The sequence below is a fragment of the Thermococcus argininiproducens genome, from assembly GCF_023746595.1.
Taxonomy (GTDB): domain Archaea; phylum Methanobacteriota_B; class Thermococci; order Thermococcales; family Thermococcaceae; genus Thermococcus_A; species Thermococcus_A argininiproducens.
The window spans coordinates 1,501,237-1,525,976 of the sequence record NZ_CP080572.1 but is presented as its reverse complement, the minus strand read 5'-3'; the positions used below and the strand labels follow the sequence as shown (position 1 = coordinate 1,525,976).

The 24,740-nt window shown below is 39.2% G+C and carries 24 protein-coding genes and 1 tRNA gene; 12 read left to right on the top strand and 13 right to left on the bottom strand.

The window, feature by feature from the left end:
* Positions 1-2 precede the first annotated feature (2 nt).
* A tRNA-Arg gene (locus tag K1720_RS08170) sits at positions 3-79 on the bottom strand.
* A gap of 66 nt (positions 80-145) precedes the next feature.
* Entirely contained in the window at positions 146-1,438 is a 1,293-nt protein-coding gene (asnS, locus tag K1720_RS08165) for an asparagine--tRNA ligase (protein ID WP_251948366.1), read from the bottom strand.
* Between the two features lie 345 nt (positions 1,439-1,783).
* Between asnS and K1720_RS08160 the strand changes: the two genes are divergently transcribed.
* On the top strand, positions 1,784-3,034 hold the full coding sequence (locus K1720_RS08160; RefSeq protein ID WP_251948364.1) for an amidohydrolase family protein: 1,251 nt from the start codon (positions 1,784-1,786) through the stop codon (positions 3,032-3,034).
* Between the two features lie 67 nt (positions 3,035-3,101).
* Here K1720_RS08160 and pdo read toward each other — a convergent pair whose 3' ends face one another.
* Complete coding sequence (gene pdo, locus K1720_RS08155; protein ID WP_251948362.1) at positions 3,102-3,776, bottom strand: protein disulfide oxidoreductase; 675 nt, start codon at positions 3,774-3,776, stop codon at positions 3,102-3,104.
* A 149-nt stretch (positions 3,777-3,925) separates the two neighbouring features.
* Here pdo and surR point away from each other — a divergent pair, with 149 nt between their 5' ends.
* Genes surR through K1720_RS08140 form a run of 3 tightly spaced genes read left to right on the top strand, consistent with a single transcriptional unit; the run spans position 3,926 to position 6,018 of the window.
* A complete protein-coding gene (surR, locus tag K1720_RS08150) occupies positions 3,926-4,600 on the top strand; it encodes a sulfur metabolism transcriptional regulator SurR (protein ID WP_251948360.1) in 675 nt (224 codons plus the stop codon).
* Positions 4,601-4,624: 24 nt separating this feature from the next.
* Positions 4,625-4,822 carry a DUF362 domain-containing protein gene (locus K1720_RS08145; RefSeq protein ID WP_055281966.1) on the top strand — a complete coding sequence of 66 codons (198 nt, stop codon included), beginning with the start codon at positions 4,625-4,627 and terminating at the stop codon, positions 4,820-4,822.
* A 2-nt stretch (positions 4,823-4,824) separates the two neighbouring features.
* On the top strand, positions 4,825-6,018 hold the full coding sequence (locus K1720_RS08140) for a geranylgeranyl reductase family protein (protein ID WP_251948358.1): 1,194 nt from the start codon (positions 4,825-4,827) through the stop codon (positions 6,016-6,018).
* A 29-nt stretch (positions 6,019-6,047) separates the two neighbouring features.
* Here K1720_RS08140 and topA read toward each other — a convergent pair whose 3' ends face one another.
* From topA to K1720_RS08125, 3 genes are all read right to left on the bottom strand, one after another.
* A complete protein-coding gene (gene topA, locus K1720_RS08135) occupies positions 6,048-8,210 on the bottom strand; it encodes a DNA topoisomerase I (protein ID WP_251948356.1) in 2,163 nt (720 codons plus the stop codon).
* Between the two features lie 661 nt (positions 8,211-8,871).
* On the bottom strand, positions 8,872-9,738 hold the full coding sequence (locus tag K1720_RS08130) for a DMT family transporter (protein WP_251948355.1): 867 nt from the start codon (positions 9,736-9,738) through the stop codon (positions 8,872-8,874).
* 198 nt (positions 9,739-9,936) lie between these two features.
* On the bottom strand, positions 9,937-11,643 hold the full coding sequence (locus K1720_RS08125) for a hypothetical protein (RefSeq protein WP_251948353.1): 1,707 nt from the start codon (positions 11,641-11,643) through the stop codon (positions 9,937-9,939).
* 112 nt (positions 11,644-11,755) lie between these two features.
* Here K1720_RS08125 and K1720_RS08120 point away from each other — a divergent pair, with 112 nt between their 5' ends.
* The gene (locus K1720_RS08120; RefSeq protein WP_251948351.1) at positions 11,756-13,219 is read left to right on the top strand and encodes a DHH family phosphoesterase; all 1,464 of its coding nucleotides are present in this window, start codon (positions 11,756-11,758) and stop codon (positions 13,217-13,219) included.
* Here K1720_RS08120 and K1720_RS08115 read toward each other — a convergent pair.
* The 5 genes from K1720_RS08115 to K1720_RS08095 are packed head-to-tail and all read right to left on the bottom strand — an operon-like array spanning position 13,216 to position 15,777.
* Positions 13,216-13,425: a PRC-barrel domain-containing protein gene (locus tag K1720_RS08115; RefSeq protein ID WP_055281976.1), complete on the bottom strand. Its 210-nt coding sequence runs from the start codon at positions 13,423-13,425 to the stop codon at positions 13,216-13,218. The two genes, K1720_RS08120 and K1720_RS08115, sit on opposite strands and share 4 nt — an antisense overlap.
* A gap of 34 nt (positions 13,426-13,459) precedes the next feature.
* On the bottom strand, positions 13,460-13,984 hold the full coding sequence (locus K1720_RS08110; RefSeq protein WP_251948349.1) for a hypothetical protein: 525 nt from the start codon (positions 13,982-13,984) through the stop codon (positions 13,460-13,462).
* Positions 13,981-14,616, bottom strand: coding sequence for a DUF120 domain-containing protein (locus tag K1720_RS08105; protein ID WP_251948347.1), 636 nt, complete (start codon positions 14,614-14,616; stop codon positions 13,981-13,983). The genes K1720_RS08110 and K1720_RS08105 overlap by 4 nt, the downstream gene beginning before the upstream one ends.
* Complete coding sequence (locus tag K1720_RS08100; protein ID WP_251948345.1) at positions 14,592-15,167, bottom strand: endonuclease V; 576 nt, start codon at positions 15,165-15,167, stop codon at positions 14,592-14,594. The genes K1720_RS08105 and K1720_RS08100 overlap by 25 nt, the downstream gene beginning before the upstream one ends.
* A complete protein-coding gene (locus tag K1720_RS08095; RefSeq protein WP_251948343.1) occupies positions 15,157-15,777 on the bottom strand; it encodes a translin family protein in 621 nt (206 codons plus the stop codon). Before K1720_RS08095 ends, K1720_RS08100 begins: the two co-directional genes overlap by 11 nt.
* Before the next feature lie 343 nt (positions 15,778-16,120).
* On the opposite strand from K1720_RS08095, the gene K1720_RS08090 reads away from it, so the two are divergent.
* Complete coding sequence (locus tag K1720_RS08090) at positions 16,121-17,338, top strand: methionine adenosyltransferase (RefSeq protein WP_251948341.1); 1,218 nt, start codon at positions 16,121-16,123, stop codon at positions 17,336-17,338.
* Position 17,339: 1 nt separating this feature from the next.
* Here the strand turns inward: K1720_RS08090 and K1720_RS08085 are convergent, their stop codons facing one another.
* Positions 17,340-17,495: a hypothetical protein gene (locus K1720_RS08085; protein WP_251948339.1), complete on the bottom strand. Its 156-nt coding sequence runs from the start codon at positions 17,493-17,495 to the stop codon at positions 17,340-17,342.
* 110 nt (positions 17,496-17,605) lie between these two features.
* Here K1720_RS08085 and K1720_RS08080 point away from each other — a divergent pair, with 110 nt between their 5' ends.
* From K1720_RS08080 to K1720_RS08055, 6 genes are all read left to right on the top strand, one after another.
* Positions 17,606-18,160 carry an adenylate kinase family protein gene (locus tag K1720_RS08080; protein ID WP_251948337.1) on the top strand — a complete coding sequence of 185 codons (555 nt, stop codon included), beginning with the start codon at positions 17,606-17,608 and terminating at the stop codon, positions 18,158-18,160.
* Entirely contained in the window at positions 18,151-19,029 is an 879-nt protein-coding gene (gene htpX, locus K1720_RS08075; RefSeq protein WP_251948335.1) for a zinc metalloprotease HtpX, read from the top strand. Before K1720_RS08080 ends, htpX begins: the two co-directional genes overlap by 10 nt.
* Before the next feature lie 64 nt (positions 19,030-19,093).
* Positions 19,094-19,627 (top strand): hypothetical protein, encoded by a 534-nt coding sequence (locus tag K1720_RS08070; RefSeq protein ID WP_251948333.1) that lies wholly within the window; start codon positions 19,094-19,096, stop codon positions 19,625-19,627.
* Positions 19,597-20,064 (top strand): hypothetical protein, encoded by a 468-nt coding sequence (locus tag K1720_RS08065; protein ID WP_251948331.1) that lies wholly within the window; start codon positions 19,597-19,599, stop codon positions 20,062-20,064. The genes K1720_RS08070 and K1720_RS08065 overlap by 31 nt, the downstream gene beginning before the upstream one ends.
* Positions 20,065-20,123: 59 nt before the next feature.
* A complete protein-coding gene (gene trm10 / locus K1720_RS08060; protein WP_251948329.1) occupies positions 20,124-21,254 on the top strand; it encodes a tRNA (guanine(9)-/adenine(9)-N1)-methyltransferase in 1,131 nt (376 codons plus the stop codon).
* A 344-nt stretch (positions 21,255-21,598) separates the two neighbouring features.
* Entirely contained in the window at positions 21,599-21,949 is a 351-nt protein-coding gene (locus tag K1720_RS08055) for a DUF3795 domain-containing protein (RefSeq protein WP_251948327.1), read from the top strand.
* Between the two features lie 7 nt (positions 21,950-21,956).
* Here K1720_RS08055 and K1720_RS08050 read toward each other — a convergent pair whose 3' ends face one another.
* Positions 21,957-24,617: a valine--tRNA ligase gene (locus K1720_RS08050; protein WP_251948326.1), complete on the bottom strand. Its 2,661-nt coding sequence runs from the start codon at positions 24,615-24,617 to the stop codon at positions 21,957-21,959.
* Between the last annotated feature and the right edge of the window lie 123 nt (positions 24,618-24,740).

The following is a 24,740-nucleotide window of genomic DNA, read 5'->3' as shown; positions in this document are numbered from 1 at the left end:
TTTGGCGGGCCCGCCGGGATTCGAACCCGGGACCTCCGGCTTAGAAGGCCGGCGCCCTATCCTGCTAGGCTACGGGCCCTCGAACTTCTATGGGCCTTAATGCATTTATAAATCTTACGGTTTTTGAAAATTTAAAGAAAAAAAGCTAGGGATATAACCTTGAAGGAGTTCTTGGGAATAGTGTGGCCCATCTTATGTGGTCAAGATTGAGTACCCAAGCCACAAGTCTTTCTAAGCCAAGCCCGAAGCCACTGTGTGGAACTGATCCATACTTCCTCAAATCAAGGTACCATTCATAGTTCTTTGGATCCATACCCTCGTCGAGTATTCTTTGAACAAGCTTGTTGTAGTCATCTTCTCTTTGGCTTCCTCCAATGATTTCACCATATCCTTCTGGAGCCAGCATATCGGCCGCTAAAACTTTTCTTGGATCTTCTGGATCCTCTTTCATGTAAAAGGCCTTAATATGCTTTGGATAACCATAGACGAAAAATGGGCTGTCAAATTCTCCTGTTAAAACTCTCTCTTCATCAGCGCCCATGTCTTCGCCCCATTCTATATTTATTCCTTTGCTTTGGAGGATATCAATGGCCTCATCATAACTTATTCTTGGGAATGGTGGTTCAGTGTTTTTGAGAGTTGTGAAGTCTTTTCTAAAAGTCTCAATCTCTTTTTTCCTGAGTTCTAGAGTTCTTTGCACCATATAGCTAACAAGCTCTTCCTCCACCTTGAGGATGTCCCATAAATCCATCCACGCCCCTTCAAGTTCTAAGTGCCAGTATTCAGTAAGATGTCTCCTTGTTCTGCTCTTTTCGGCCCTAAAACTTGGTGTAAGTGACCATACTTTCTCCAGTCCAAATATCGCTGCCTCAAGATAAAGCTGTGCTGATTGGCTTAGATAAGCTTCTCTCTCAAAATACTTCAATTTAAAAAGTGTTGAGCCGCCTTCGACCGCTCCAGTAACAAGGATTGGTGGGAATACTTCATACCATCCATCTTGGAGGAGCCACTCTCTCGCAGCTTGCATTAAAGTGGCTTTAACCTTCATCACACTAGCTACTTTTGGAGAATGGAGATGGAGATGCCTCACATCTAGTAGGAATTCATCGCTTGCATCCTTTGTGATGGGGAAAAACTCCACATCTTGGATTATTTCAATTTTATCTGCTTGAACCTCAACGCCTGTGGGGGCCCTTGGATCAGCCTTAACTCTGCCTTCTATTACCACACTTGATTCTATTCCCACTTGTTTTGCTCTCCTATATGCCTCTTCACTTAATTCTTTTGTAAATATGGTTTGAATTATCCCACTTGAGTCTCTAAGGACAATAAATACTTTTTTACCAACTTCTCTCTTTCTATATACCCATCCAGCAAGTCTTACCCTTTCTCCTTCCATCTTAGGTTTTACATCTGCACAGTAAATTTTTTCAATCATAATAAAACACCTCCAATCTTGCTTGTGTTTCCATTTTAGCTTTATTAATCTATCCCAGAAGAGTCAATTATTCCATAGGACTTTTGGGAGGAATCTCTTGTCTTTAACTTCGAATATCACAGACATGGTAATCACATTTTTAAACCTAGTTATTGATATTTAAATCATTCGCTTTATTTGTTGTCATTTTTTATGGATTTAAATGAGGTTGATGAATAAATGCCAGCATAACATCACAGGATCATTAATGTGGCAATGGGTGCTTGGAAGTTGTTAAACTCTCTTCTTGGCATATAGTTTAAATATCATGAGGCATGAAAAATTAATCCCGTGTGAGGTGAGAACATGAAGGCAATTGTAGCCGATCATATTATTGATGCTAATACTCATAGGAAGAATTCGGTAGTTTTGATAGAAGATGGAAAGATAGTTAGTATAATTCCCAGCGAGAAGTTAAAAGAATTTGATGTGGAGGTGACTTATGGAGGAAGGGATTATCTTCTCATTCCAGGTCTTATTAATGCTCATACTCATGTGGCCATGGTTAAATTTAGGGGCTTTGGAGATGATATGCCCCTTGATACATGGCTCAATGAGGTAATCTGGCCCAATGAAAAGGAATGGAACGAGGAAGAAATTTATAAATGGGCCTTAATAGGTATTGCCGAGGCTATTGCAAGTGGCTCTACAACTATAAATGATCACTACTTTTTTGCATGGCAGATATCAAAAGCTGCTGAAACACTTGGTGTTAGGGCATTTATTGGTCAAACAATGATGGATCTTGTTGATATGCCAATAGCAGAGCCAAAACTCGGATTTAAATTCTTCAAAAAATGGAAAAGTAGAAATGGTTTAGTAAATGTGATACTTGCTCCACATGCAACTGACACGGTTTCAAGGGATCTGTTGGAAGAAGTGAGAGAGTTCGCAGAGAAGGAGAACGCTTTAGTCCATATGCATGTTTCCCAGAGTAGAGAGGAGGTTCTTAGAGTCAAGGATAGAGAAGGAATGCTTCCCGTTGAATACCTTAAAAGCACGAACATTTTAGAGTCCAATTTTATCGGAGTTCATGGAGTATACCTATCAGAAAAGGAAGTTGGAATCTATGCAAAGAGTAATGCAACTTTGGTCCATTGTCCCATAAGCCTAGCAAAATTAGAAGGTTATGTTGCTCCGATATTGGACCTCTGGAAACTTGGTGGGAATATAGCCCTTGGAAACGACTGTGCAGTTTCTAATAATTCTATGGACATGATTCTCGAAATGAAGTTCGCTGCCATCTTAAATAAAGTAAAGAACAGAGATCCTACAAGCCCTACGGCAAAGGATGTCTTCTACTGGGCAACAGTAGGAGGAGCAAAGGCCTTAAAGCTAAATGCGGGCCTAATAGAACGTGGTTATCTTGCAGATCTCGTCCTCATAAACACCAAAAAGCTTCACTTTTTGCCGAGGGAGAATATGCTCTCTCATCTTGTATACTCAGCTAGGGGTAGTGATGTTGAAAAGGTATTTGTCAATGGGGAACTCATATACGATAATGGAATGTTCATGAAAACTGGTGAGATTGAGAAGATACTCAATGAACAAAAATGAATCTCTAGAAGACTTGTCTCAGATTCTTTATTATTTTCAAAACGGTAGAAATAAAAAGGGAAGATTATCACTCGAGGGCTTCAAGCAGTTTCTCGAGGAACATTTTCTCGGGATAGGCTCCTTCAAATGAAACCTTGTCTTCACCGTTTACTCTGATGACAACCTTGGGAACTGCCATGACGTTGTATTGTTCAGCAAGTCCTGGAAATTCAATAGCTTCTATCATATCACCAAGGATCTTGTCATTGCCTCCAAGGGCATTTTCAATTGCAAATTTGTGGGCCATTCTAACTGCCATTGGACAGTATGGGCATGTAGGGGTAACAAAAACATAGATCTGCACGTCCTTGTTGATCCCTCTAAGTACTTCTTTGGTTTCTTCTAAGAGGTCTGTTTCACCCTTTGAGACATCTACTATATCCTCGAGGAATGATCCAAATTCATGGCCAGCTGGAAGGCCAAAGTATCTAACGCCTAGGTCTTTCCCGTCTTGGGTTATTACAACCGCAGGAGCAACATCTATCCTGTACTTTTCTGCTAGGTCTTTTTCATTATCGAAGTCGTGAATTTCGTAAGTCACAAGATCACTTAACTCGCTTATTTCGTGGACTAGTTGCTTTAACTGGTCACAGTATTGGCAGTTCTCTTTTCCGATGAACACGATTATTTTGACCGGGTTGACAAGTTTTGAAAAGAACTCCTCTTTAATTATCTTCTTATCTCCATCACTAATAAGTGCCATTTCACACACCTCCAATCAGTTTCAAACTAAAGCTTTTTAACCTTCGGGTGCAACCTACATACGAGGTCTTTACAAATTTAGGGTTTTCAACCAGAGGTTAAGATGACGGTATATAAACTTTACGATACAGATTTGGGTAGGTGGGCAACATGTCTGAACCAGATATATTTTACATCTTGGGCAACAAGGTGAGGAGAGACTTACTTAGTCACTTAACATGCACGGAGTGTTACTTTAGTCTGCTTAGCAGTAAAGTTAATGTATCCTCCACAGCGGTTTCTAAGCACTTGAAGATCATGGAACGAGAAGGAGTGTTAAAGTCTTATGAGAAAGAAGAAGGTTTTATTGGGCCCACAAGAAAGTATTATTCTATAGCAGTCTCTAAAACCTTTCTCGTAACTGTTACCCCAAACATATTTTGGTATAAAGGGCTTGATTTGAAAACTCCAGAGAGGTTTGAAAGATTTGAAATTAAACTTGATGAACTTGAAAAATCTCCAAAGGACTTGCATGCTATGGTAAGAGCATTTGTGGATGCAAATAAAAAACTTGAACAGGTAGTTGAAGCATTAAGGACTATTGAAAGCTACAGGAACACTCTCATGAGAGACCTTAAAGATAAATATTTAAGGGAAGTAGGAGACATGACTCAGCTTGCAATTCTCCATTATCTCTTACTTTATGATACTACCACCGTAGAAGAGCTGAGTGACGTATTAAACCTCAAAGAGAGGGAAGTGAGGGAGAAGGTCGAGGAACTTTCCAGAGTGATACCGTTAATCATAAAAGAGGATACAATTAAAATTGACAAAGAAGCGTTATAAGATAGATAGAATGGAGGGTCCTTCATGGTGGAGAAGATTAAAATCATTGTCAATGAGGATAAGTGCTATCTTTGCGGTGGATGTGCCGGGGTCTGTCCATCACTTGCAATAAAAGTGAGCTCGTCTAAATGGGAATTCTTTCAGGACAAATGTATATCATGTAAGATATGCATAAATGCATGTCCGGTTGGCGCTTTGGACTTTGAACCGTTGGAGGGATAAACATGACTGAAATAATGAAATACGATGTGGTAGTAGTTGGGGCTGGAATAGCAGGCCCTATTGTTGCCAGAAACGTTGCTAGGGAAGGATATTCTGTTCTCCTCGTGGACAAAAAACCTGCCATAGGAGCGCCAAAACAATGTGCAGAGGGTATTAACATTAGCATATTTGAGAGATATGGTATCCCATATGACAAACGCTTCATTAACAGGGAAATTTATGGGGCAAGAATATATTCTCCAAGTGGATATGAACTTGAAATAAGGTACAAAAAGGTTAGTGGGGTTATCTTGGAGAGGAAGGTATTTGATAAAATGCTCGCATTTTACGCTGCGAGAAGTGGAGCCGATGTTCTGTCTAGAACTGAAGTGGAGGATGTAATAAGAGAAAATGGCAAAATTATTGGAGTAAAAGCAAAGCATGAAGGGGAACCAGTAGAAATATACGGAGATATAATAGTAGCAGCGGATGGTGTTGAAAGCACTATAGCAAGAAAAGCAGGCATTAATACTTATGCTCCTCCACATGAATTTGATTCTGCTTATGAATATGAGATGCTCATAGATGGCTTCGATCCTGAGTTGATTCATCTCTGGTTTGGAAATGATGTAGCACCTAGGGGATATGTGTGGGTCTTTCCAAAAGATGAAGATCGGGCAAATGTGGGGATAGGGATAAATTCCGATAACCCAAAAACTGCAAAATATTACCTTGATAAATGGCTTAAAGAGAACAACATCCCATCTAAAAAGCTCCTTGAAATTAATGTGGGGGTTGTACCAGTTGGTGGCTTCTTGAAAGAGCTTGCTAAAGAAAATGTGGTTGTGGTTGGAGATGCAGCAAGACAGGTAAATCCAATGCATGGGGGAGGCATGGCTGAGGCTATGAAAGCAGGGACTATAGCAAGTAAGTGGATAGTCAAGGCACTTGAGGAGGAAAACCTTGAGCTCCTGAAAAACTATACTACTGAGTGGTGGGAAAAAGATGGAAAAAGACTTGAAAGAGTATTAAAAATCAGAAAGGCTGTAGAAAGGCTAACTGATGAGGATCTAGATGTATTTATTGAAGTACTAAGTGGAACAGACGCTGAGAAAATTGCAGAGGGCAACTATACAGAAGTGATAAAAGTCTTGCTCAAGCATCCAAAAGTGCTTATGAGTGCTCGTAGAATAAGCCTTCTTAAAGAGCTTCTTTAATTTGCTTTGACTTTTATTTTTAAATAAATTTATGATTTCTTTTTTCGGTTTTTATTGCAGTTCATGTCAAGGCAGACTTCATATTCTCGGTATCGTTCCTTAATTTTTACAATGGGTGCATTTCCACATTCTGGACAAGTTTTTCCAGTTGGTATTATTTTTCCTCTTTGAAGAAGAGGATAAGTTACGTTACACTCTGGCCAATTGGAACAACCCACAAACCTCTTTCCAGTTTTTCTGTTATACCTAACAACTAAGTTCCCGCCACATTTAGGACATTTACCCACTATAATGTTGGGGTTTTTATTATCCTTTTCAACTTCCTGCTTTATTCGGGTTTCTTCCTCTGTCGTTAGCTCTTTTGTATTTTTTGATTTTTGTTTGCTTTTCTTGCTATTTTTCTGAGTGTCAAGAAACGTTTCAAGTAGTTTGGCTCCTATTTCACTTTCTTTGTTTTTAAACTCTTTTAAAATTTTAATCAATGTCTTTTTCGAATCTTCTATGACTTTTTCTTTGGTTAATTTTCTTTGTATTATTTCTTCCATTTTTTGTTCAAATTCTCTGGTAAGTTCGACACTTATTATGTCTGGAACATTGCTTTCAAGGGCTTCGACAACTTTAATACCTAGAGGGGTGACTTTTATAGTTCTTTTTCCTTCTATATATCCTCGCGAGTATAATGTTTCTAAAATTTGAGCTCTGGTTGCTTTTGTACCAATTCCTAGATCTTCCATCTTCTTGATAATGCTAGCTGGTGAGTATCTCGCAGGAGGTTTGGTTTTCTTTTTTTCTCGTTTTATCTGGAGCACGTTTATAGTTTCCCCTTTTACAAATTTAGGAAGGACAATTTCATCAAATTTCACATATTTTCCGTATATTTTGAGCCAACCTTCTTTTATGGTTCTTGAACCACTGAGGATAAAGTGGTGATTATTGGAGTTTATGATGACCTTTACGCTCTCTCTAATGGCCGGATCAGCAAATGCCGCCAGGAATCTCCTAACAATTAAGTCATAAAGGTTTTGTTCTTCCTTGGTCAATTCTCCAGGTTTTGGGATTTCTCCCGTGGGGTATATAGCTGGATGAGCAGGATCATCTTTTTTGCCTTCTACGGGCTTTAGAATTCCTTTCCCCAAAAGCTCATGAGCATGCGGTTTATACTCTTGGATCTTTGCAAGATTTTGGATGATGTTCTTATAGTTTAAGTTCTTTGGGAGCTTTTGAGAGGATGTTCTAGGATATGAGACTAATGCCCGCTCATACAAGCGCTGAGCGATGTCTAATGTTTTTTTAGGGCTATATTTAAAGGCCGAATATGCCTCTCTTTGAAGAGTACCAAGGTCAAATGGATGAGGGGGATAACGCTGTCTTTGTTCAACTTCTACATTTTCTACAAAGGCTGGCCCCTTTTTTGCTTCCTCAACTATTCGTTTGGCTTCCTCTTCATCAAAAATACGATCCTTTTCATAGGTGGCTGTATATTGCTCTCCGTTTTTCTCGAGGATCATTTTTATGACCCAATATGGAATTGGGACAAAGTCTCTTATCTCCCTCTCTCTATCAACCAAGAATTTTAAGGTAGGGCCTTGAACACGCCCTGTAGAGAGGATTACCCACTTCCCACTAGTTTTTCTTAGGGATGAACTCAAGGCCCTTGAGAGATTTACTCCCCAGTACCAATCAAGAATGTGACGTGCTATTCCAGCATCGGCCATTCCAAAGTTTATTGTAGGCTCCAAATTGTACCATGCTCTAATTAAATCTTTTTTTGTAAGGGCAGAAAATCTCATTCTCTTTGCTTTTGATGGGTCAACTCCACAGGCATATTTTAAGGCAGTATATCCAATAACCTCACCTTCTGTGTCGTAATCACACGCTACTACGAACTCATCTGCCCGTTTGGCGAGTTCTTTGAGGGCTTTTATGTAATCTTTTGTGTAACTTTTCCCTTTTTCTGCCACATAGACCGGAACCCAATGAATATCAAAAACAGGATATCCGTAGGTTTTTTCCTTTGGGGCTAAAGAAAAAAGATGTCCAACAGCAGGAGCAACTATTATCTTTTTGCCATCTCTAGTTAGTTCATAGTAAGGGACTTTACCGATACTCTTTCTTATAGGTTTCCCCTCAGCAAGTGCATATGCGATTTTTCTGGCTACATTGGGTTTTTCTGCAATTATCAGTGTAGTCATGGTATCCCTCTCTAAAGTGCTTTAGAAGAGCGGGTATAAGAATTTTTTGGAGAATTGTGGGCCGGCAACAGAGGCCCGCGTTCATTTTTCGCGCGGGTGGATGCACCGGCCCTGTGAGCCTGGTGTGAGCACCCCCACTCATAGAGCCCGATACCTTGTGGAGGCGGGTATACCAGGCCCAACGAGGGTACAATTGTACCCTCGCTGTCGGCATTAGAATATGATCACAGGGGGTTAAATCCTTTACTCTCATAAAAGCCTCGTTCTTTAGGGTGGGGATGTGGGTGAACTGTCCAAGGAAACCTTTAAACTACTGAAACTTTTTTAAACTTATCAACGTAATAAGGCCCGGAGAAACCATTCAAAAACAACTCGTTTAAAGGGGTTTCACTCGTGTTCCCCTGCATGGGAGATGACGCCGTTAGGCGTCCTTTTAGGGATCTCCTTCAAGTGGTTTAGAACTTTAAGGAGTGTCCTCTGGGACGATAACCCCGAACCGCTTTGCGGTAGGGGTAACGAGCCGAAGACCCGGCCCTCGGGCCGAACCGAAACTCGCAAGGAGAGTATGTGATGGGTCCGCAAACCGATGAAAGCCTTGAAGGGTGAGGGTTATGACCCCGAGAGGAGTCCTCGCCCTTCAAGACAGAGAGGAGATCAGCCTTCATGCTGTCGTTATTAGTATAACGCCTGTGACAGCTAAGATCAATCCCAAGATGATCTTCCTATTTGGTGGCTCTTTTAGAAGTGCCATTGCAAGAGCAGAGGAGATAATTGGATTAATAGCACTTACTGGAGCAGATATTTGTGAACCCACTGAACTCACTGACTTTACAAATGCATATTGCCCTATTATAAGCCCCAGAAGTGCTGCCGCTGATAAAAGCGCTATTTCCTTCTTTGTGACTTTTTTTAGTTCCATGGAGTATTTGGGGAGAAAGAGACTAACCCCCATAGCTGCGAAGGCAAGTCTAATTCCAGCAAGGGAAATAGGAGAGATTTGAGAGGAAAGAAAATCTAACAACACTATAGCAATACTCCAGGATATGGGGGCTAAAAGTGCAAAGATAAACCCTTTTGGGTTTAAATGTTCTTCAATTTCTCCCTTTCTCACGATGATAATAGCTAGGAATACAAGAAAGGCTCCAAGAACGATTTGAATATTTATTTGTCTTCCAAGGAATAACCATGTCCATAGTATTGTCCAAAGGGGATACGAAGAGGTTATAGGGACTGTCCGTGAAACCCCCATAATTCTGAGGGCGCTAAAATAGAAGTAATCTCCCACAACAAACCCAAATTGACCTGAAATGAATGCTATTACGATGAGTTTCCATGAAAGATTGACTATCTCTCTATAACTCCCTGTAAATATGAATAGAACTAAATAAGAAAGCACTGTTATATATAATCTTATAATATTCACAGTAATGGCGCTCTTCTTTCTCATTCCAACTTTAATTAGAACTGATGAAGTTCCCCAGCCAAATGCAGCGACCAGTGCTAACAATGCTCCAAAGAGAGTCTCCATGTGTTTGGAGAGGGCAAATCAGTTTAAAAACTTAACGTTTCGAAAAAGATTTGATAGAGCTCTACAACCTAAAGGTATCTTATTTAGGAGAGGGATAATGTCAAAACAGAGAGCTTAAAAACCCAAAAAGTAAAATTTAAGTAGTGATGAGCTCGGCAAACCTGAGCATTGCTATGATGAAGATCTTGAGTACTGAGTTTACCTGACGTTTATATTTACATTTTTGATTTTGATTGGTACATTGTGTTCTTTAGATATTTCCTGAACAGCAGTGTTTAATACTTGAGTAGCATCCTCTATTATTCTGTCATCTGAGACCACACCTATTAGGCTTCCCCTTTTGTCAAAGCTTGCTTCTAAAGTTATTAAGACCTCATTTCTATGAAGTTCCCAATCCAGTCGCATCCATCTGAATACGGAATTTGGAAGATCCTTAAACATGTTTTGCAACCGTCTTCTTAGGGCCTCTATTGCGGGTTCGACTTTAGGTTTTATTAAATTCTCTTCGATTTCTCTCCTTTTTTCCTCAGTTAATGAGGAAAGTTCATCAACACCTACTTCCTTAAGCAGTTTTTCTATTTCCTTTTCTAACTCTTCTTTCTTTGAGAGTATTTGTTTTACACTTTCTGAAACTTCTCCCTCAGTTTCCTCTAGATTGATTTGCACTCGGTGAACTGTAATGTATTTGTTTAGAGCTCTAGAAATCTCTTTTGCATGAGTTTTCAGAATACTTTCCACTATGCTCCTTGCTTGTGAATGAGTCTTACCTGGAGCTTTACCCCAAAGTGTTAGATTGATCTCATGTTCACTTCTTCCTTTTATATCGAGGTGCATTTTCTCTACGTCAATTCCTGCATTCTGTATATCTTGGAGAATTGCCCTGGCATATGTGGAGAAATAAGGCTTAATGCTCTCATGAGCTTCAACTGAGATATTGCTCTCAATTTTACGAGGAGCGATTTTCTTTTTACTTTCTAAAGTTTCCTTCTCTTCTTCAAAAGACTCACCTGGTCCAGTTATTTTTGCTCGTGCGCCGCTTAGAATTGGTTTAAGTCCCGCCTTTCTCCAGATTATTGGGAGATGTTTGTTTATGAAGTATAATACCCTTCTTTCGGACATCTGTCTAGTATTTGGCTCTCCTTCACTGATTCCATAAAACTCTACGTGGAGATATATAACTCCTGAGCCGACTTCCCCCGTTATTTTAATCTTTTGTGGAGATACTCCATTGAGTGTTTGAACTTCTTTCAAAACTTCTTCTGTATACTCTTTGAGAATGGGTTTAAAGATCTCACCACCAATTATTTCTACTGTGATTTCAGGTTTGAGAGTTTTCGTTCTCTTTTTTGGTTTGGATTCTTTTTTAGAGGGCTTTTCTTTTTTAGGTGCTACTTTTTGTTCAACTGTGGAGGGGAGGTTTGATTCTGGTTCTATTTCTTTCTTTTTTACTTCTTTTTTTTTGAGAGCTTCTTCCAAAATTCTTTCTTTCTCAGCAAGCTCTTTGTTTTCAACAATAGTTTCTTCAAAAATCTTGTCAATTTCAATTTTTGGAGTGGCATTGTATATGTCTAGGTTGTCCGTTATTGAAATTTTCAGCTCTATTTCATCTAATCCATACACATCGATGACTAATGGATAGTTTATAATCCTCTTTAATATTTTTAAACTCTCATCTCCAATTACTTCAGTCTTTGAAGAGAGAAGTGACACTTTAGAGGCCAAAAGCTTTCGTTTGTCCATCAATAATGTGACATAGTATTTCTCAGTGTCATCCTTTGCAAATATTTTTAGAAATACTCCGCTAAATTCTTGATTAGACAATGTATTACGGACTAATTCCGAGATTTCGTCTTTTTTCGTACATACAATGTTTTCTTCTATTGGTGTGATTCTTGGAAGTTGCATTTTCACCACCATTAGATATATATATCAAAAACCGAATAAAGGTTAAAGAGACCTCTACTATTAAGTTCCATTCAAGCATATATTTAAGCATTGTTGTCCTTAGGTGAGCGCCATGAGGGTGTTAATACTGGGTGGGGGAACCATCGGAAGGAATGTTGCTCAGGCCCTAAAGGGCGAATTCGAGGTTATTATAATTGAACAAGATGAAATTCGGGCAAAATCTCTCAGTGAAAGTGGCTTTCATGTAATTCATGGTGATTTCTCTTACACTGCCTCACTCTTGAAAGCTGGAATTGAAAAAGTAGACCTTGTGATAATTACTACTATGGACATCACTAAGGTAAAAAGGACAATTCAAGCTATAAGAAATAACAATTCTGAAGTTCCAATACTTGTTCTGCTGCCAGATGAGATCACTGTAGATGATGTTATTTCCCAGATAAAGGACGAGTTCGAAACTGATGTAAAAATTGATTATGCGATTTCTCCAAGGGTAGCTACTATCAAAGTATTAGTCGATACGGTCAAAGGACTTGGAAAAAAGAAAAATGCTACCTTGTTATCTAGAAAGCTCTCCGAAATAAGGCAAAAAACTGATTCTCTTTTAATAGTAATGCATGATAACCCAGATCCTGATGCAATGGCAAGTGCTGCTGCTCTCCAGTATATTGCTCAAAATATGGGGCTTAGAAGCACAATAGTTTATGGTGGAGAAATAACCCATCATGAGAATAGAGCGTTTGTAAACCTGCTTGGTTTGGACATGAGAAAGGTTTCCTTAGGTTCTTACGAAGTTAAACGACATTCTGCAATAGCTCTAGTTGATTGTCAGCCTAATGGGAATCTTAGTATCCTAGATGACGAAGACCTGAAGAGAATAGAGATATTGATAGATCATCATCAACTCCTTCAGAACCTAGATGAAAAGCTTCCTAAAACCACTTTTATTGATATACGATCTGATGTTAACTCTACATCTTCTATAATGGCAGAATACCTCCAAAACCTTAACATGGAGGTCAGTAACATCTTGGGAACTAGTTTGTTTTATGGAATCTATATAGATACAAAGAAATTCTCGAAACTTAGTACCACAGACCTTGAGGCGCTTGAGTTTTTGACTGGTAAAGTGGATTATGAGATTTTGGAAAAGATAGAATATCCTGATATCTCGATAGAAACTGCAGAGATATTAGCAAAAGCCATTTTAAACAGAAAAGCCTTTAAGAATGTTGTTATCTCAAATGTGGGATTCATAACGAATAGAGATGCTATTCCCGAATCTGCTGATTTTTTGCTTAGACTTGAAGGAGTTAATACAGTAGTTGTATTTGGCATAGTGGACGATAGGATTGAAATTTCAGCAAGAACAAGAGACGTTAGGGTAAATGTAGGAAGAGTTTTAAAAGATGCCTTTGGAGACATAGGAAGCGGCGGAGGACATCCCCAATCTGGAGGAGCTAGAATTCCACTGGGGATCTTTAAACTTGCTAAAGACAAAAGTTCTCTCTTAAAATTAGTAGAAGAAGCAATAACAGAGAAGTTTTTGGAGGCTCTAAATGTAAAGGAGGCCTAACCTTTCTTTGCTTCTATCAATATTATATCACCAATGGCAGATACTCTTTCATATGGAATCCCAACTTTTTCTCCAGGGAGACCTAAAGCAAGGATTTTGCCTCCGCCTGCTTCTATCTCAATAAGCACCTCATCAACGTAACCTATATAATATCCGGCGGTATTGTATATCTGCTTCCCATAAATCTTTGATAATCTCATTACCATGTTGCTCACCATTTAGAATTGGAGCTTTATCCTTTTAAATTTTCTTACTAAGCCTTGCAGTGTTTTCAAGAAATGACTTCAAGAGAATAACTACAGTGGCAATCACTGCACCGCTGATTCCAGTGAGAATTATGCTTTGGATTGCCCCACTGATCTCGTACATATTAAAGTCCATAAATATCAAACTGGCTAAAACAAAGCCACCAAAGTATGCAAACGGGACTATAGAGACATCTAAAGTGTCTTCTGCTGATACAAGCCCCATGACAAAGACTACAATTACTAAGAGTGAAAAAGAATATAACATCGAGAACTCTATTTTAATCCACAGCAAATGGAGAATTAAGGTTAAGAGAAAGCCAACTATAAAGGCATATCCACTTGCATTTAGTTTTCCTTTATAGCTTCCTAAAACTCCACCTAGGAATAATCCCAACCCATAGATTGGAAGTAGTGTTCTTGTTGGTGTATATGGTGGATAAACAAGGACTATCAATAAAAAACTCAATGTTACACCTGCTCCGCCGTATCCCAAGGAAGAGAGGAGTTTTTTCTTCACTTTATAACCTCCACTTTAACTCTAGACCCATCTTTCAAATTAAGTTTTTCTCTAAGACATATGGGGGCAATAATCTCAGCAACTCTTGGAGGATGAATTGTTCTAGATGGAACCACTATTGCTCCACTAATCCCATTTATCATTACCTTATAGGCTTTCACATCTCCAAATGTTCTTCCTCCTTTTGAGAAGCCAGGTATTATTATGGGCTCAACATTATAAAGGGCATCGTAGATAGTCTTAGGAAAGACCACAAGGATATTTAAAGTGCCAGGGTAGGGTTCAAATCCAAGATATTCCTTTATCCTGTCTTTGTACTGTTCTACGTAGTATCTCCCTTCTCCAACTCCAGAGACAACTTCCCCGAGAATATAATTTCCATAGAGGATCTTGCCTATGTCTTCGAAAATAGATTCCAGAAATTGTAGCCCATTAGGAGATATCTCAACGAATGTTCTTTTTCCAAGTGTTTCTTTGATTATATAACCCTCTTTCTCGAGAGAGTTAAGTCTTCGCATAACTGATTGGGGCGAGCTACCAACTTCTCTAGAAAGATCTCTCAAGGTTACTTTGATCCTTTCTCCAACAGCTCCTCTTTTTGCAAGTGTTATAATAAGTCTAAGTTCTTCCATTTTTCAGCACCTTTGGAAACTTTATCTGCTATTTTCAATGGTCTTGGATAACCACCTTCATTTATGAGTTCTATTATCTCTCTTGCAGAGTCTAGGTTGATTAAGTTGCCAACACTTACATAAGCTTTTCCAATTTTGATGAAGTTCTTATTGGTACCATGTAGGGGTTTCTTTGCAACTCCAATAGTGGGTTTTCCAAGTAGAAGTCCAATATGAGATGCTAGTCCGTACTCTCTTGGATGGGCCTTTCCATGGCCTTCTACAAGCAACACATCAAAGGTTTCACCTTTCAATAATATCAAGATTGGTCGGGTTTCTCTTAAGAAAAAATATGTAGGAATATAAGGAAAACTAACTTCAATTTCAATGGTTTTTGTCTTTAAAACTTCACATGAAGGAAATGAGCAGAGAACAAAAGCACCTCTCGCTTTATTCTTACGGTATGAAACGTCCACTGCAGCAATGGTTCTGAGTTTTGAAATATCTATGGGCCTTTCCACTATTCGTTTTGCCAGTCTTTTTTGGATTTTGGCAATTTTTTCAAGATTCATTTCTCCACTCCTCGAGCTTCTTCTCGAGACCTCTATTTATTTTGGCTCGGACAAGATCCTCAAGAGTCTTTTCAAGAATATATCGTGCCTGATCTTGTTTCTGTCTTATATTCACTAGACCCTTTGGGTATTCTAGTGTAACAAGCTCGTTGTAGATTTTTTCCATGAAATAATAGACCTCTTGAGCCTTCTCTAGATCTCCTTTCAGCAATAATGTAAGAAAATATCTCCTTAACTCTCCTATAAAATCTCCAATCCCTAGGGCATAATCAGCCTCTGGAACTTTAATTTCTTGAGGGGTTGGAAAATCTTTTCCTAAGAGATAATTATAGAAGAGTGTTGCCTCTACATATTCTTGATGAGCACCTTGCACATATCCGGTAAAATAAAGGTCTCTATGTTCTTTAAGCATCTCTCTCAGTTCATTAACTAGTTTTTCCACTCTTTTCAATCTCTCCTCAGCAGTTTTAAATTCTCCCCTATGAAGTGCTTTTATGGAATCTCCACTTAGGCGAACAATCTCTCTGGTGAGTTTTAGCGTCCTCTCTCGCACTTCATCTTTTCTATCCAGAACGTCTCGTATTTCTCTTATTATCTCAGAAATGTTCATTAGCACCACCCAAAAGTTTTTGATGTAACGAGATAAAAACCTTCGGTTGTGGGCTTGGCATATCCTCTCACCTTCATTGTGGGCCATTTTCGGCCATCTCAGGTGATCCCGGAGACCAAGCCCTGTCCACCCGGCATCGTCCCCAGAATTCATAGCTGCCCTAGAGCTCCTTCGGTCGGGCTACCGGGTGGGTCGGATGCGTATTTAATTTCTATTGCTTGGAATTTTAACTTTTTGTCTTTGATATAACTAGCAGTTATATATTTGAGTTGATATCATGCCGAAAGATATATAAAGGGACCTTCAAAGCTATGCACGTAAGAGTTCATTTGAGGTGATGATCATGGTTGAGAAGAATAGGAACATTGTTGTTGAGGATCTTGTGAGGACTCCAGTTGAGATGCAAAAGGTAGAACTTGTAGAAAGAAAAGGAATTGGTCACCCAGACAGTATAGCTGATGGAATTGCTGAGGCAGTTAGTAGAGCACTTTCAAGGGAGTACATAAAGCGCTATGGAATAATCCTTCACCACAACACAGATCAAGTTGAAGTGGTTGGTGGAAGAGCATACCCAAGATTTGGGGGTGGAGAGGTTATAAAGCCAATATATATTCTCCTCTCTGGTAGGGCCGTTGAATTTGTAGACAGGGAAATGTTCCCAGTCCATGAAGTGGCGATTAAAGCGGCCAAGGAATATCTTAGGAAAACTGTTAGACACTTGGATGTTGACAATCATGTAGTGATTGATTCAAGAATTGGCCAGGGAAGTGTTGATTTAGTTGGAGTTTTTAATAAGGTGAAGGAGAATCCGATTCCATTTTCTAATGATACTTCATTTGGTGTGGGTTATGCTCCTTTGAGTGAGACTGAGAAAATTGTACTTGAAACTGAAAGGTTGTTAAACAGCGCGAAATTCAAGAACGAATGGCCTGCTGTTGGAGAAGATATCAAAGTCATGGGCCTTAGAAAAGGAGATGAAATTGATCTTACAATAGCAGCTGCAATAGTTGATAGTGAAGTCCAAAGCCCACAGGAATACTTAGAGGTTAAGGAAGGCATATACAGAGCTGTTAAGGAGCTTGTTGCTCAATATACCCAAAGAAAAGTCAATGTGTATGTCAACACAGCTGATGACCCTGAGAAGGACATTTATTACATAACTGTAACCGGAACAAGTGCTGAAGCAGGTGATGATGGTAGTGTCGGAAGAGGAAACAGGGTAAATGGGTTGATTTCTCCCAACAGACATATGAGCATGGAGGCTGCAGCCGGCAAAAACCCAGTTAGTCACGTAGGTAAAATCTATAATATCCTTGCTAACTTGATTGCAAAAGACATTGCGGAGCAAATTGATGGAGTTCAAGAGGTTTATGTAAGGCTTCTTAGCCAAATAGGAAAGCCTATTGATGAACCCTTGGTCGCAAGTATTCAAATAATTCCAAAGAACGGCCATAGAGTAGAACAATTTGAGAAGCAAGCATATGAGATAGCTGATGAGTGGTTAGCGAACATAACAAAAATCCAAAAAATGATATTGGAAGACAAAATCAATGTTTTCTGATTTAACTTGTGCTTTTTTTCATCTTTTCTTGCATGAGGATTCTTAAGATTCTGGCCTCTTCGAGCATCAATTTTTCTTTTTGTTTTTTAATAATTTCAAGCTTTTTTTGCAACAATTTGTCATCTCTCATGAACAAATCACCAAGATATATATGCATTTATCATTTAAAAATCTTCCGTTTAATGCCTAGTACTATATCGACAATTAGCGTAAAAAACCATATCTTTAAAAACCTTAAGTTAATAAATTATGTAAGGGGATGAAGAAATGATTATAGCCATAAGTGGAACACCTGGCGTTGGGAAAACTACTGTAGCAAAACTCTTAGCGAAAAAATTGGGGTATGATTACGTTGATTTGAGAGAATTTGCCCTAAGGCATGGAATAGGTGAGATGAAAGGAGAGGAACTTGAGGTTGAGATTGATGAACTCGCATATTATGTCGAAAGGGAGTTAAAGGGGAGAGATTTGGTACTTGATGGTCATTTAAGTCACTTAATGCCAGTGGATCAGATCATAGTGCTTCGAGCTCATCCAAAGATAATTGGAGAGCGTTTAAAAGAGAGGGGTTATAGCAAAGAGAAAATAAGTGAGAATGTAGAGGCTGAGCTGGTAGATGTTTGCCTGCTTGAAGCCCTTGAGGAAAACGAGAGCATTATAGAAATAGACACCACTAATAAGACACCTGAAGAGGTAATTGATGAAATCTTAAATCTCTTTGAAAAAGGAGTGAAAAGAAGATTAGGTGTTGTAGATTGGACTAAGGTTTATGATGAAGTTATCCCCTATCTTGATCTTGGAGGTGGTGACGAATGGGTCTAGGCCTATGGTTAAGAACAGGATTGCTTATGGCTTTCCTCACAGGTCTTTTAATGGCGATAGGGTATGTCTTAGGCAGTGAAACTGGATTGCTCTTTGCCTTCATGTTTGCGTTGTTTATGAATTTTTTCAGCTACTGGTATAGTGATAGGATTGTCTTGGCTTGGTATAGAGCTAGAATCATAGAGGAAGAAGAAGCTCCAGAACTGTACGAAATCGTTAGGGGGCTCGCTCAGGAAGCCGGGATACCAACTCCGAAAATAGCCATAGTACCAACAGACATTCCAAATGCCTTTGCCACTGGAAGGAATCCAGAACATGCTGTTGTTGCAGTAACCCAAGGTTTGCTGAGGATTCTCAATAGAGATGAGCTTGAAGGAGTAATAGCTCATGAACTGAGCCACATAAAGAATCGTGATGTTTTAATCCAAACATTAGCTGCCGTAATGGCTGGAGCAATAATAATGGTGGCAAGATGGGCTGGTTGGATGCTCTGGCTTGGTGGATTTGGAGGAAGAGATCGAGATGAAAGCGCTGGAGGTGCATTAGGGGCAATACTTCTTATAGTATTAGCACCAATAGCTGCAATGTTGATTCAAATGGCAATAAGCAGGGCTAGGGAATATCTAGCCGATGAAACTGGGGCAAAAATAAGTGGGAAACCATGGGCTCTTGCAAGGGCACTTGAGAAGATTGAATATTATGTTTCGAGGAAACCCCTAAAAGGCGGAAACCCTGCAACAGCTCACATGTTTATAGTAAACCCATTCAAGGGAGTTAGCTTTGCTGAACTCTTCTCAACTCATCCACCAACATACAAGAGAATCGAGAGGCTCAGGAGGATAGCAGAGAACATGGGTATTGCATTTTGATTTTACTTTTAATTTTCTTGAAGTTGTCGAAATGAATTTATATTTTCATGAATAACTTTCTCTGATGGAAATCATGAAGCGGATAGTTGGACTAATTGCTATTGTGATCGTACTCTCTTCTGCTTATTATCTCAGTGCGCTTAGGGAAAAACCTCAAAATTGGAGCGAGGAAGATCTCTACCTTTGGAGAGCAAAAATCGAACGTTTAGCTTTAAATCCGGATTATGGAATAGGAGCAGTATGGCTTGGAAAGGACAGCCTAACGAGAGATAATTACATTCACATTGCTATAAGTCCTTATGGGGATAAGGAAGCACTCATAGAGGCCATAAAGGAAGAAGGAATACCCCCAGAGGCAGTTAAAATTGAAGTTTGGGGTGAATATGACGAAGATTTTACGAAGCCTGAGCCGACATGTCCTATTGAATACACCAACACTAGAGGTAGGGAATTGGAGAGGGATGTGACAATATACACGAGTTTTGGAACAAGCGGCATGTACTACCTGAAGCTCCTGGCCTGTGAGGAAGATGTAATCCAGCATCGGTCATGTGTACTGATGATCTCGTGTTTCCGGCATTTGGGATCAGATTTTTGAAGGATTATCAGAATGTCAAAGTGATAATTCTCGCAGATAGCTGGAAAGGGAAGGAGATGGGCATTTATACTTTTAACCTCACATACAAACCCCTCTGGATTCTTTATGAAGATCGGGGAAAAAGAGAGGAGATGTACATTTATAGAGATGGATGGATTAAGGTTCTCTACTCCTCTCCCTCAAAAGAAGCCCTTGAAGCTTTTGGGAGTCCCTATATCCAACTCTATCCCTGGGAACTTGTCGATAAGTATGGTCACAACCTAACAAAACTCAACCAGAAAGTTTTGACAATTGCGAAGAAAAATGGGTACAGAACAGGAGAGGAGAACAAGTTAATATTTGTGTATGTACCGAACTTCAGTAGAGAAGTGCTGGAAAAAGTAAAGAGTGACTTTGGAGAATACGTTCAAGCAATAGTCTTGAAGAAAAGTGAATAGTTGTTCAATATGTAAAGAGAAAGACTTAAATACCCTCTTCCCACCTCAGAACGGTAACCATGAAGAAACTTGCCGATATACTCAAAGAAATACTCAGAGAAAAGGACATTGGAAAGATAGGAAGCTTATCAAGAAGAGTACCGGATAGATCTTCTGATAACCCTCTTCAGGAGATTGCAATAGCCATCCTAGAAAACAAGGGGGTTATTGTAAGGGTTAATGAGCCTACCACAATAGCATGGGACCTTGAAGGAAGGCAAACCAATAAAGCACTCTTTGCTTATGTTCCTTCAAACTCCTCTCATCTTCACAAATTTAAAGTCATAATAAGGGGAAATGATCTCAGAGAAAAAATTTCTCAATCAAAATGCCCTTATTTTATCATTGATCTTATGCACTGGGATAAGCATACAGAAAAGGAAAAGAAAAAAGTTGCCCTTCAGGCTTCCCAAAGTTATGGAGTTATCAGAGACTATCTATGGGGAGATCGCTTAGCTTTGACGTGGGTTAATGAAGAATTCAAAAAGCTTGCAAACTTTCCCCTTGATAAAATTACCTCATATGAAGGTCCAACTGCAGAATTCCTTAAAAAAGAAGGCATAGATGAGGTTGTTCTTCTTGATCCTTGGGCTGAAAAAGATTTGAGTAAAGAGGATTTTTCTACAGGGGCATTTATCATAGGTGGAATCGTTGACACTGGAGGAACGAAGAAAAAAACCACTCCAAAAATTGGTGAAGAATTGGAGAGAGTGGGGATTAAGGTTAAGAGGCGAAAGATATCCTTGAGGGGAGATGTAATCGGAGTTCCAGATAGAATAAATCTGATACTTGAACTGCTGCTTAAGATGGTTGTGGAGGGCAAAGGTATGGATAAAGCAATTTTAGAAGTTCAATCACCGCTACATGCAAAGTGGAGGCTTAGAAAAGAGCTGCCTAAGCATAAAATCAGGTTTCTGATCGATGGAAGAAAGTTTCTAATCGTTGAAAAGGAACTTTTTGATGAATACTCTAAATGGCTCAACATAAGGTGGGAAGATTTTGTTCAAGTTTTGAGGGAGCTTGAGTTTGTAGCTCTGGAAAGAAAGAGAATTCAGCATCTTAACAAAATCTCAATCCCACGAATAATAAACGGCAAGCTTTATCGCGTTATTTTGTTGAAAAGAGCCGAGATGCTTTGCTATAATTGTTAACTCTCCACTTTTTGTTCCTTGAGCCGGTTCTGACATCTTCCCTTTCATTAAAGGAGGTTTGTATATGACTAACTTTTTTGAAGAAATGTCGTTTCAATAACTTCCTATTTTTGCTATAGTGCTTACAAAACTCTTTTATAATTTCAACTCAAATTACCCACCATAGAGTTCATGATAGCAACTGTATAAAAGGAGTCCTATTTTTGGGTTTTAGGGAAGTTATCTTCCTTCGCAATGTATTCAAAGAAAACCAAAGATTGTCAAAGGGAAAATAAGTACCAAAACTTGGTAAAAACAAAATGCCTGCAGAAAGGGGTAAAAAAGCAAAAAAGGGGGTGAGAATAATGGAGAAGAACCAGATGATTGCAGTTTGTGGTCTAAACTGCAGTGAATGCGATATTTTCCGGGCATCAAATAATCCAGAGATAGCCCAACGAATTGTAAATTGGTTTAAAGAAGAGAGACATATAGATGTAAAAATCGAAGATATTCATTGTTTAGGTTGTAGAGAGGATAGAACAAAACATTGGTCACCGGACTGTTGGATACTTAGATGTTGTGTTGATGAAAAGGGATTAGAATTCTGTTATCAATGTGAGGATTTTCCGTGTGAGAAACTTAGTGAATGGGCTAAGAAAAACAAAAAATATGAAGAAGCTTTAAACCGGCTTAAAGAGATGGGGAAGAGACAATAAAAACATTTTAGAAGAAGAGAATAACAGCATCTTTAATTACTGCAGTCTCTACTTCTTCCCCTTCACTGAACACGGCTTTTCTGATAACTATGTCATCCTTACCAAGCTCTACTTTCTGTCCTTCTATCTCAAATTCAACTTTTCCAATCTCTTTGAGAGTCTTAGCTATGTCCTCTGCATTTTCTTTAAGATGTCTGGTAATCTTTGGAACGAGCTTTCCGTATTTTGGCCCCACGTTCTTAAAGTTGGGTTTGATTTCAATGATTTTTTCCTCGAGTTCTGGCTCCCCTTTGATGATTTCGAGTTTTTCAATATTCATTGTACCGGCAATGTCTTTTTCTAGGATTTTGAGTATGTCATAATTGTCTAATGTATAAATTGCGACGTGTTTGAGCTTTGCATTTAACGCTAATCCATGTGAGTTCTTGTATCTTCTCATGGCGCCGATTATCTCACTTGCTAGTTTTCCAAAGTTTTCGGCCTCTTCACTGATCCTATCTTCTCTATATGTAGGCCACTCTAACAAGTGTACACTCTTTGCACCACTTCTTTCTTTGAACATCTCTTGGTAAAGCTCTTCGGTTATGTGAGGTGCTAGTGGGGCAAGTAGTAAGGTTATATTGTAAAGGAGCTCATATAGTGCAGTTTTTGCTTTAATTTTGCTCTCTTCATTTTGTCCATAGAGTCTGTGCTTTATCATTTCGATATATTCATCTGCAACCTCGTGCCATACAAAGGTCATTAATTCTCTAGTGAGAAGGTTGAAGCGGTACTTTTCGAGTTCTTCGGTGGCAAATTTTATTAACCGGTGAAGTCTCGAGAGTATCCACTTGTCAAGGGGTTCAAGTTCTATATCTTTGTACTCCTCGTAATCAAAGTCTTTTATATGCCTTTCTGCAAAACGGAAGATATTCCATAACTTTTGGAGGAAGCGGTAGTTATAGTCCACAGTTTCCCACTTGAAAGGATGATCTTCTCCCGGGGGAGCTAAAGCTGTCCAGAGCCTCAATGCATCGGCACCATATTTTGGAATAACTTCTTCTGGTGAGACTACGTTTCCATAACTCTTGCTCATTTTCCTTCCATCTGGGCCAGCTACCATACCATTGATAAGTATGTCGTCCCAAGGCTTCTCTCCAGTTAGAATGTAAGTTCTGAAGATTGTGTAGAATGCCCATGTCCTTATGATATCAGTTCCTTGAGGCCTTAAGGATGTGGGAAAGTTGTGGTTGAACCATTTCTCATCCTTTTGCCACTTGCTTATTACCAATGGAGTTATAGAAGAGTCTATCCAGCAGTCAAGGACGTCTTTTACGCCTTCTAAATTAGTACTTCCGCACTTGGGACATTTATCTACAGGTGCTCCATTAAATCTTGGATCTACTGGAAGGTCCTCTTCTCTAGCAGGGATTATCTCTCCACAGTCTTTGCATACCCAGAATGGGAGTGGAGTCCCAAATACTCTTTGTCTACTTATTACCCAATCCCAATCCATGCTTTCAGCCCAATCCTTTAGCCTTAGAAACATGTCTGGTGGATGCCACTTTATCTGCTCGGATACTTTTACTATGTCCTTTGTAAACTCTTTAACTTTTATGAACCACTGTTTCTTTGGTAATAGTTCGATGGGAGCCCTACATGAACTTCTCTCAGTGTGTCTAAGGACACGGTGGTGTACTTGTTTCTTCTTATAAAGAAGCCCTATTTCCTCTAGATCTTTTACTATCGCTTCTTTTGCTTGTTCTGCTGTTAGTCCCTTATACTTGCCAGCATTTTCATTCATGGTGCCATCTTCATTTATGGCTATAATTACAGGCAGGTTGTAACGTTTTTGCCACACTACGTCCTGCTCATCACCATAAGTACAATTATAAACTGCTCCAGTACCAAATTCGGGATCTACATCTTCATCAGCTATTATTGGTACCTCTCTCTCAAATATTGGGAGTTTTACCTTTTTCCCTACCTTATCCTTATAGCGCTCGTCCTCAGGATGGACAAACACTGCTACACAGGCAGGCATAAGTTCTGGCCTTGTTGTGGCTATTGGAATGTAATCATCTTCACCAGAGATGGGAAGTTTAATATAGTAGAGGTATCCGTCTTCTTCTACGTAACCTACCTCTGCCTTTGCTAAGCTTGTTCTACATTTCGGACACCAGTAAACAGGATGCTTGTCTTGGTAAAGGAGACCTTTTTTATAGAACTCTAGGAGAGACTTTTGTACCAAAGCCTTATACTCATTGTCCATTGTGTGATATTCTAAGTCCCAGTCTGCTGAGTAGCCTATCCTTATGAACTGATTTCTCATGGCTTCAATGGCTTGCCAGGTCCACTCTATACATTTCTTAAGGAATTCCTCTGGCTGATCCTTGCTTATCCCAAATTCTTTCTCTACTTTAAGCTCTGTTGGAAGTCCATGATTGTCAAAACCTTGTGGAAAGAGCACATTATAACCGCGCATCCTCTTGTATCTTGCTACTATGTCAATCCAGGTATGACTGAGCACGTGTCCTAAGTGAAGGGTTCCACTGGTAAACGGAGGTGGTGTATCTATAGAATAAGCTGGTTTCTTTTCATCTAGTTCATATTTGTATATTTTCTCATCAAGCCAGAATTTCTGCCATTTTGGTTCTATTTCATTTGGATCGTATGTTTTTGGGAGCATTTATATCACCTCTTTTTTGGAGATATCTAACCTATCAAAAGCGGAATTTAAAAAGGTTAATCTTCTTCTCGGTGGTGCATTTGAAAAAGAGTTCACTAACCAGAAAAACAGGGATTTTTTAAG

Coding starts and splice junctions, on each gene's coding strand:
- asnS (WP_251948366.1), bottom strand. CDS start 1,438: ATGATTGAAAAAATTTACTGTGCAGATGTAAAACCTAAGATGGAAGGA.
- K1720_RS08160 (WP_251948364.1), top strand. CDS start 1,784: ATGAAGGCAATTGTAGCCGATCATATTATTGATGCTAATACTCATAGG.
- pdo (WP_251948362.1), bottom strand. CDS start 3,776: ATGGCACTTATTAGTGATGGAGATAAGAAGATAATTAAAGAGGAGTTC.
- surR (WP_251948360.1), top strand. CDS start 3,926: ATGTCTGAACCAGATATATTTTACATCTTGGGCAACAAGGTGAGGAGA.
- K1720_RS08145 (WP_055281966.1), top strand. CDS start 4,625: ATGGTGGAGAAGATTAAAATCATTGTCAATGAGGATAAGTGCTATCTT.
- K1720_RS08140 (WP_251948358.1), top strand. CDS start 4,825: ATGACTGAAATAATGAAATACGATGTGGTAGTAGTTGGGGCTGGAATA.
- topA (WP_251948356.1), bottom strand. CDS start 8,210: ATGACTACACTGATAATTGCAGAAAAACCCAATGTAGCCAGAAAAATC.
- K1720_RS08130 (WP_251948355.1), bottom strand. CDS start 9,738: ATGGAGACTCTCTTTGGAGCATTGTTAGCACTGGTCGCTGCATTTGGC.
- K1720_RS08125 (WP_251948353.1), bottom strand. CDS start 11,643: ATGCAACTTCCAAGAATCACACCAATAGAAGAAAACATTGTATGTACG.
- K1720_RS08120 (WP_251948351.1), top strand. CDS start 11,756: ATGAGGGTGTTAATACTGGGTGGGGGAACCATCGGAAGGAATGTTGCT.
- K1720_RS08115 (WP_055281976.1), bottom strand. CDS start 13,425: ATGGTAATGAGATTATCAAAGATTTATGGGAAGCAGATATACAATACC.
- K1720_RS08105 (WP_251948347.1), bottom strand. CDS start 14,616: ATGGAAGAACTTAGACTTATTATAACACTTGCAAAAAGAGGAGCTGTT.
- K1720_RS08100 (WP_251948345.1), bottom strand. CDS start 15,167: ATGAATCTTGAAAAAATTGCCAAAATCCAAAAAAGACTGGCAAAACGA.
- K1720_RS08095 (WP_251948343.1), bottom strand. CDS start 15,777: ATGAACATTTCTGAGATAATAAGAGAAATACGAGACGTTCTGGATAGA.
- K1720_RS08090 (WP_251948341.1), top strand. CDS start 16,121: ATGGTTGAGAAGAATAGGAACATTGTTGTTGAGGATCTTGTGAGGACT.
- K1720_RS08085 (WP_251948339.1), bottom strand. CDS start 17,495: ATGCATATATATCTTGGTGATTTGTTCATGAGAGATGACAAATTGTTG.
- K1720_RS08080 (WP_251948337.1), top strand. CDS start 17,606: ATGATTATAGCCATAAGTGGAACACCTGGCGTTGGGAAAACTACTGTA.
- htpX (WP_251948335.1), top strand. CDS start 18,151: ATGGGTCTAGGCCTATGGTTAAGAACAGGATTGCTTATGGCTTTCCTC.
- K1720_RS08070 (WP_251948333.1), top strand. CDS start 19,094: ATGGAAATCATGAAGCGGATAGTTGGACTAATTGCTATTGTGATCGTA.
- trm10 (WP_251948329.1), top strand. CDS start 20,124: ATGAAGAAACTTGCCGATATACTCAAAGAAATACTCAGAGAAAAGGAC.
- K1720_RS08055 (WP_251948327.1), top strand. CDS start 21,599: ATGGAGAAGAACCAGATGATTGCAGTTTGTGGTCTAAACTGCAGTGAA.
- K1720_RS08050 (WP_251948326.1), bottom strand. CDS start 24,617: ATGCTCCCAAAAACATACGATCCAAATGAAATAGAACCAAAATGGCAG.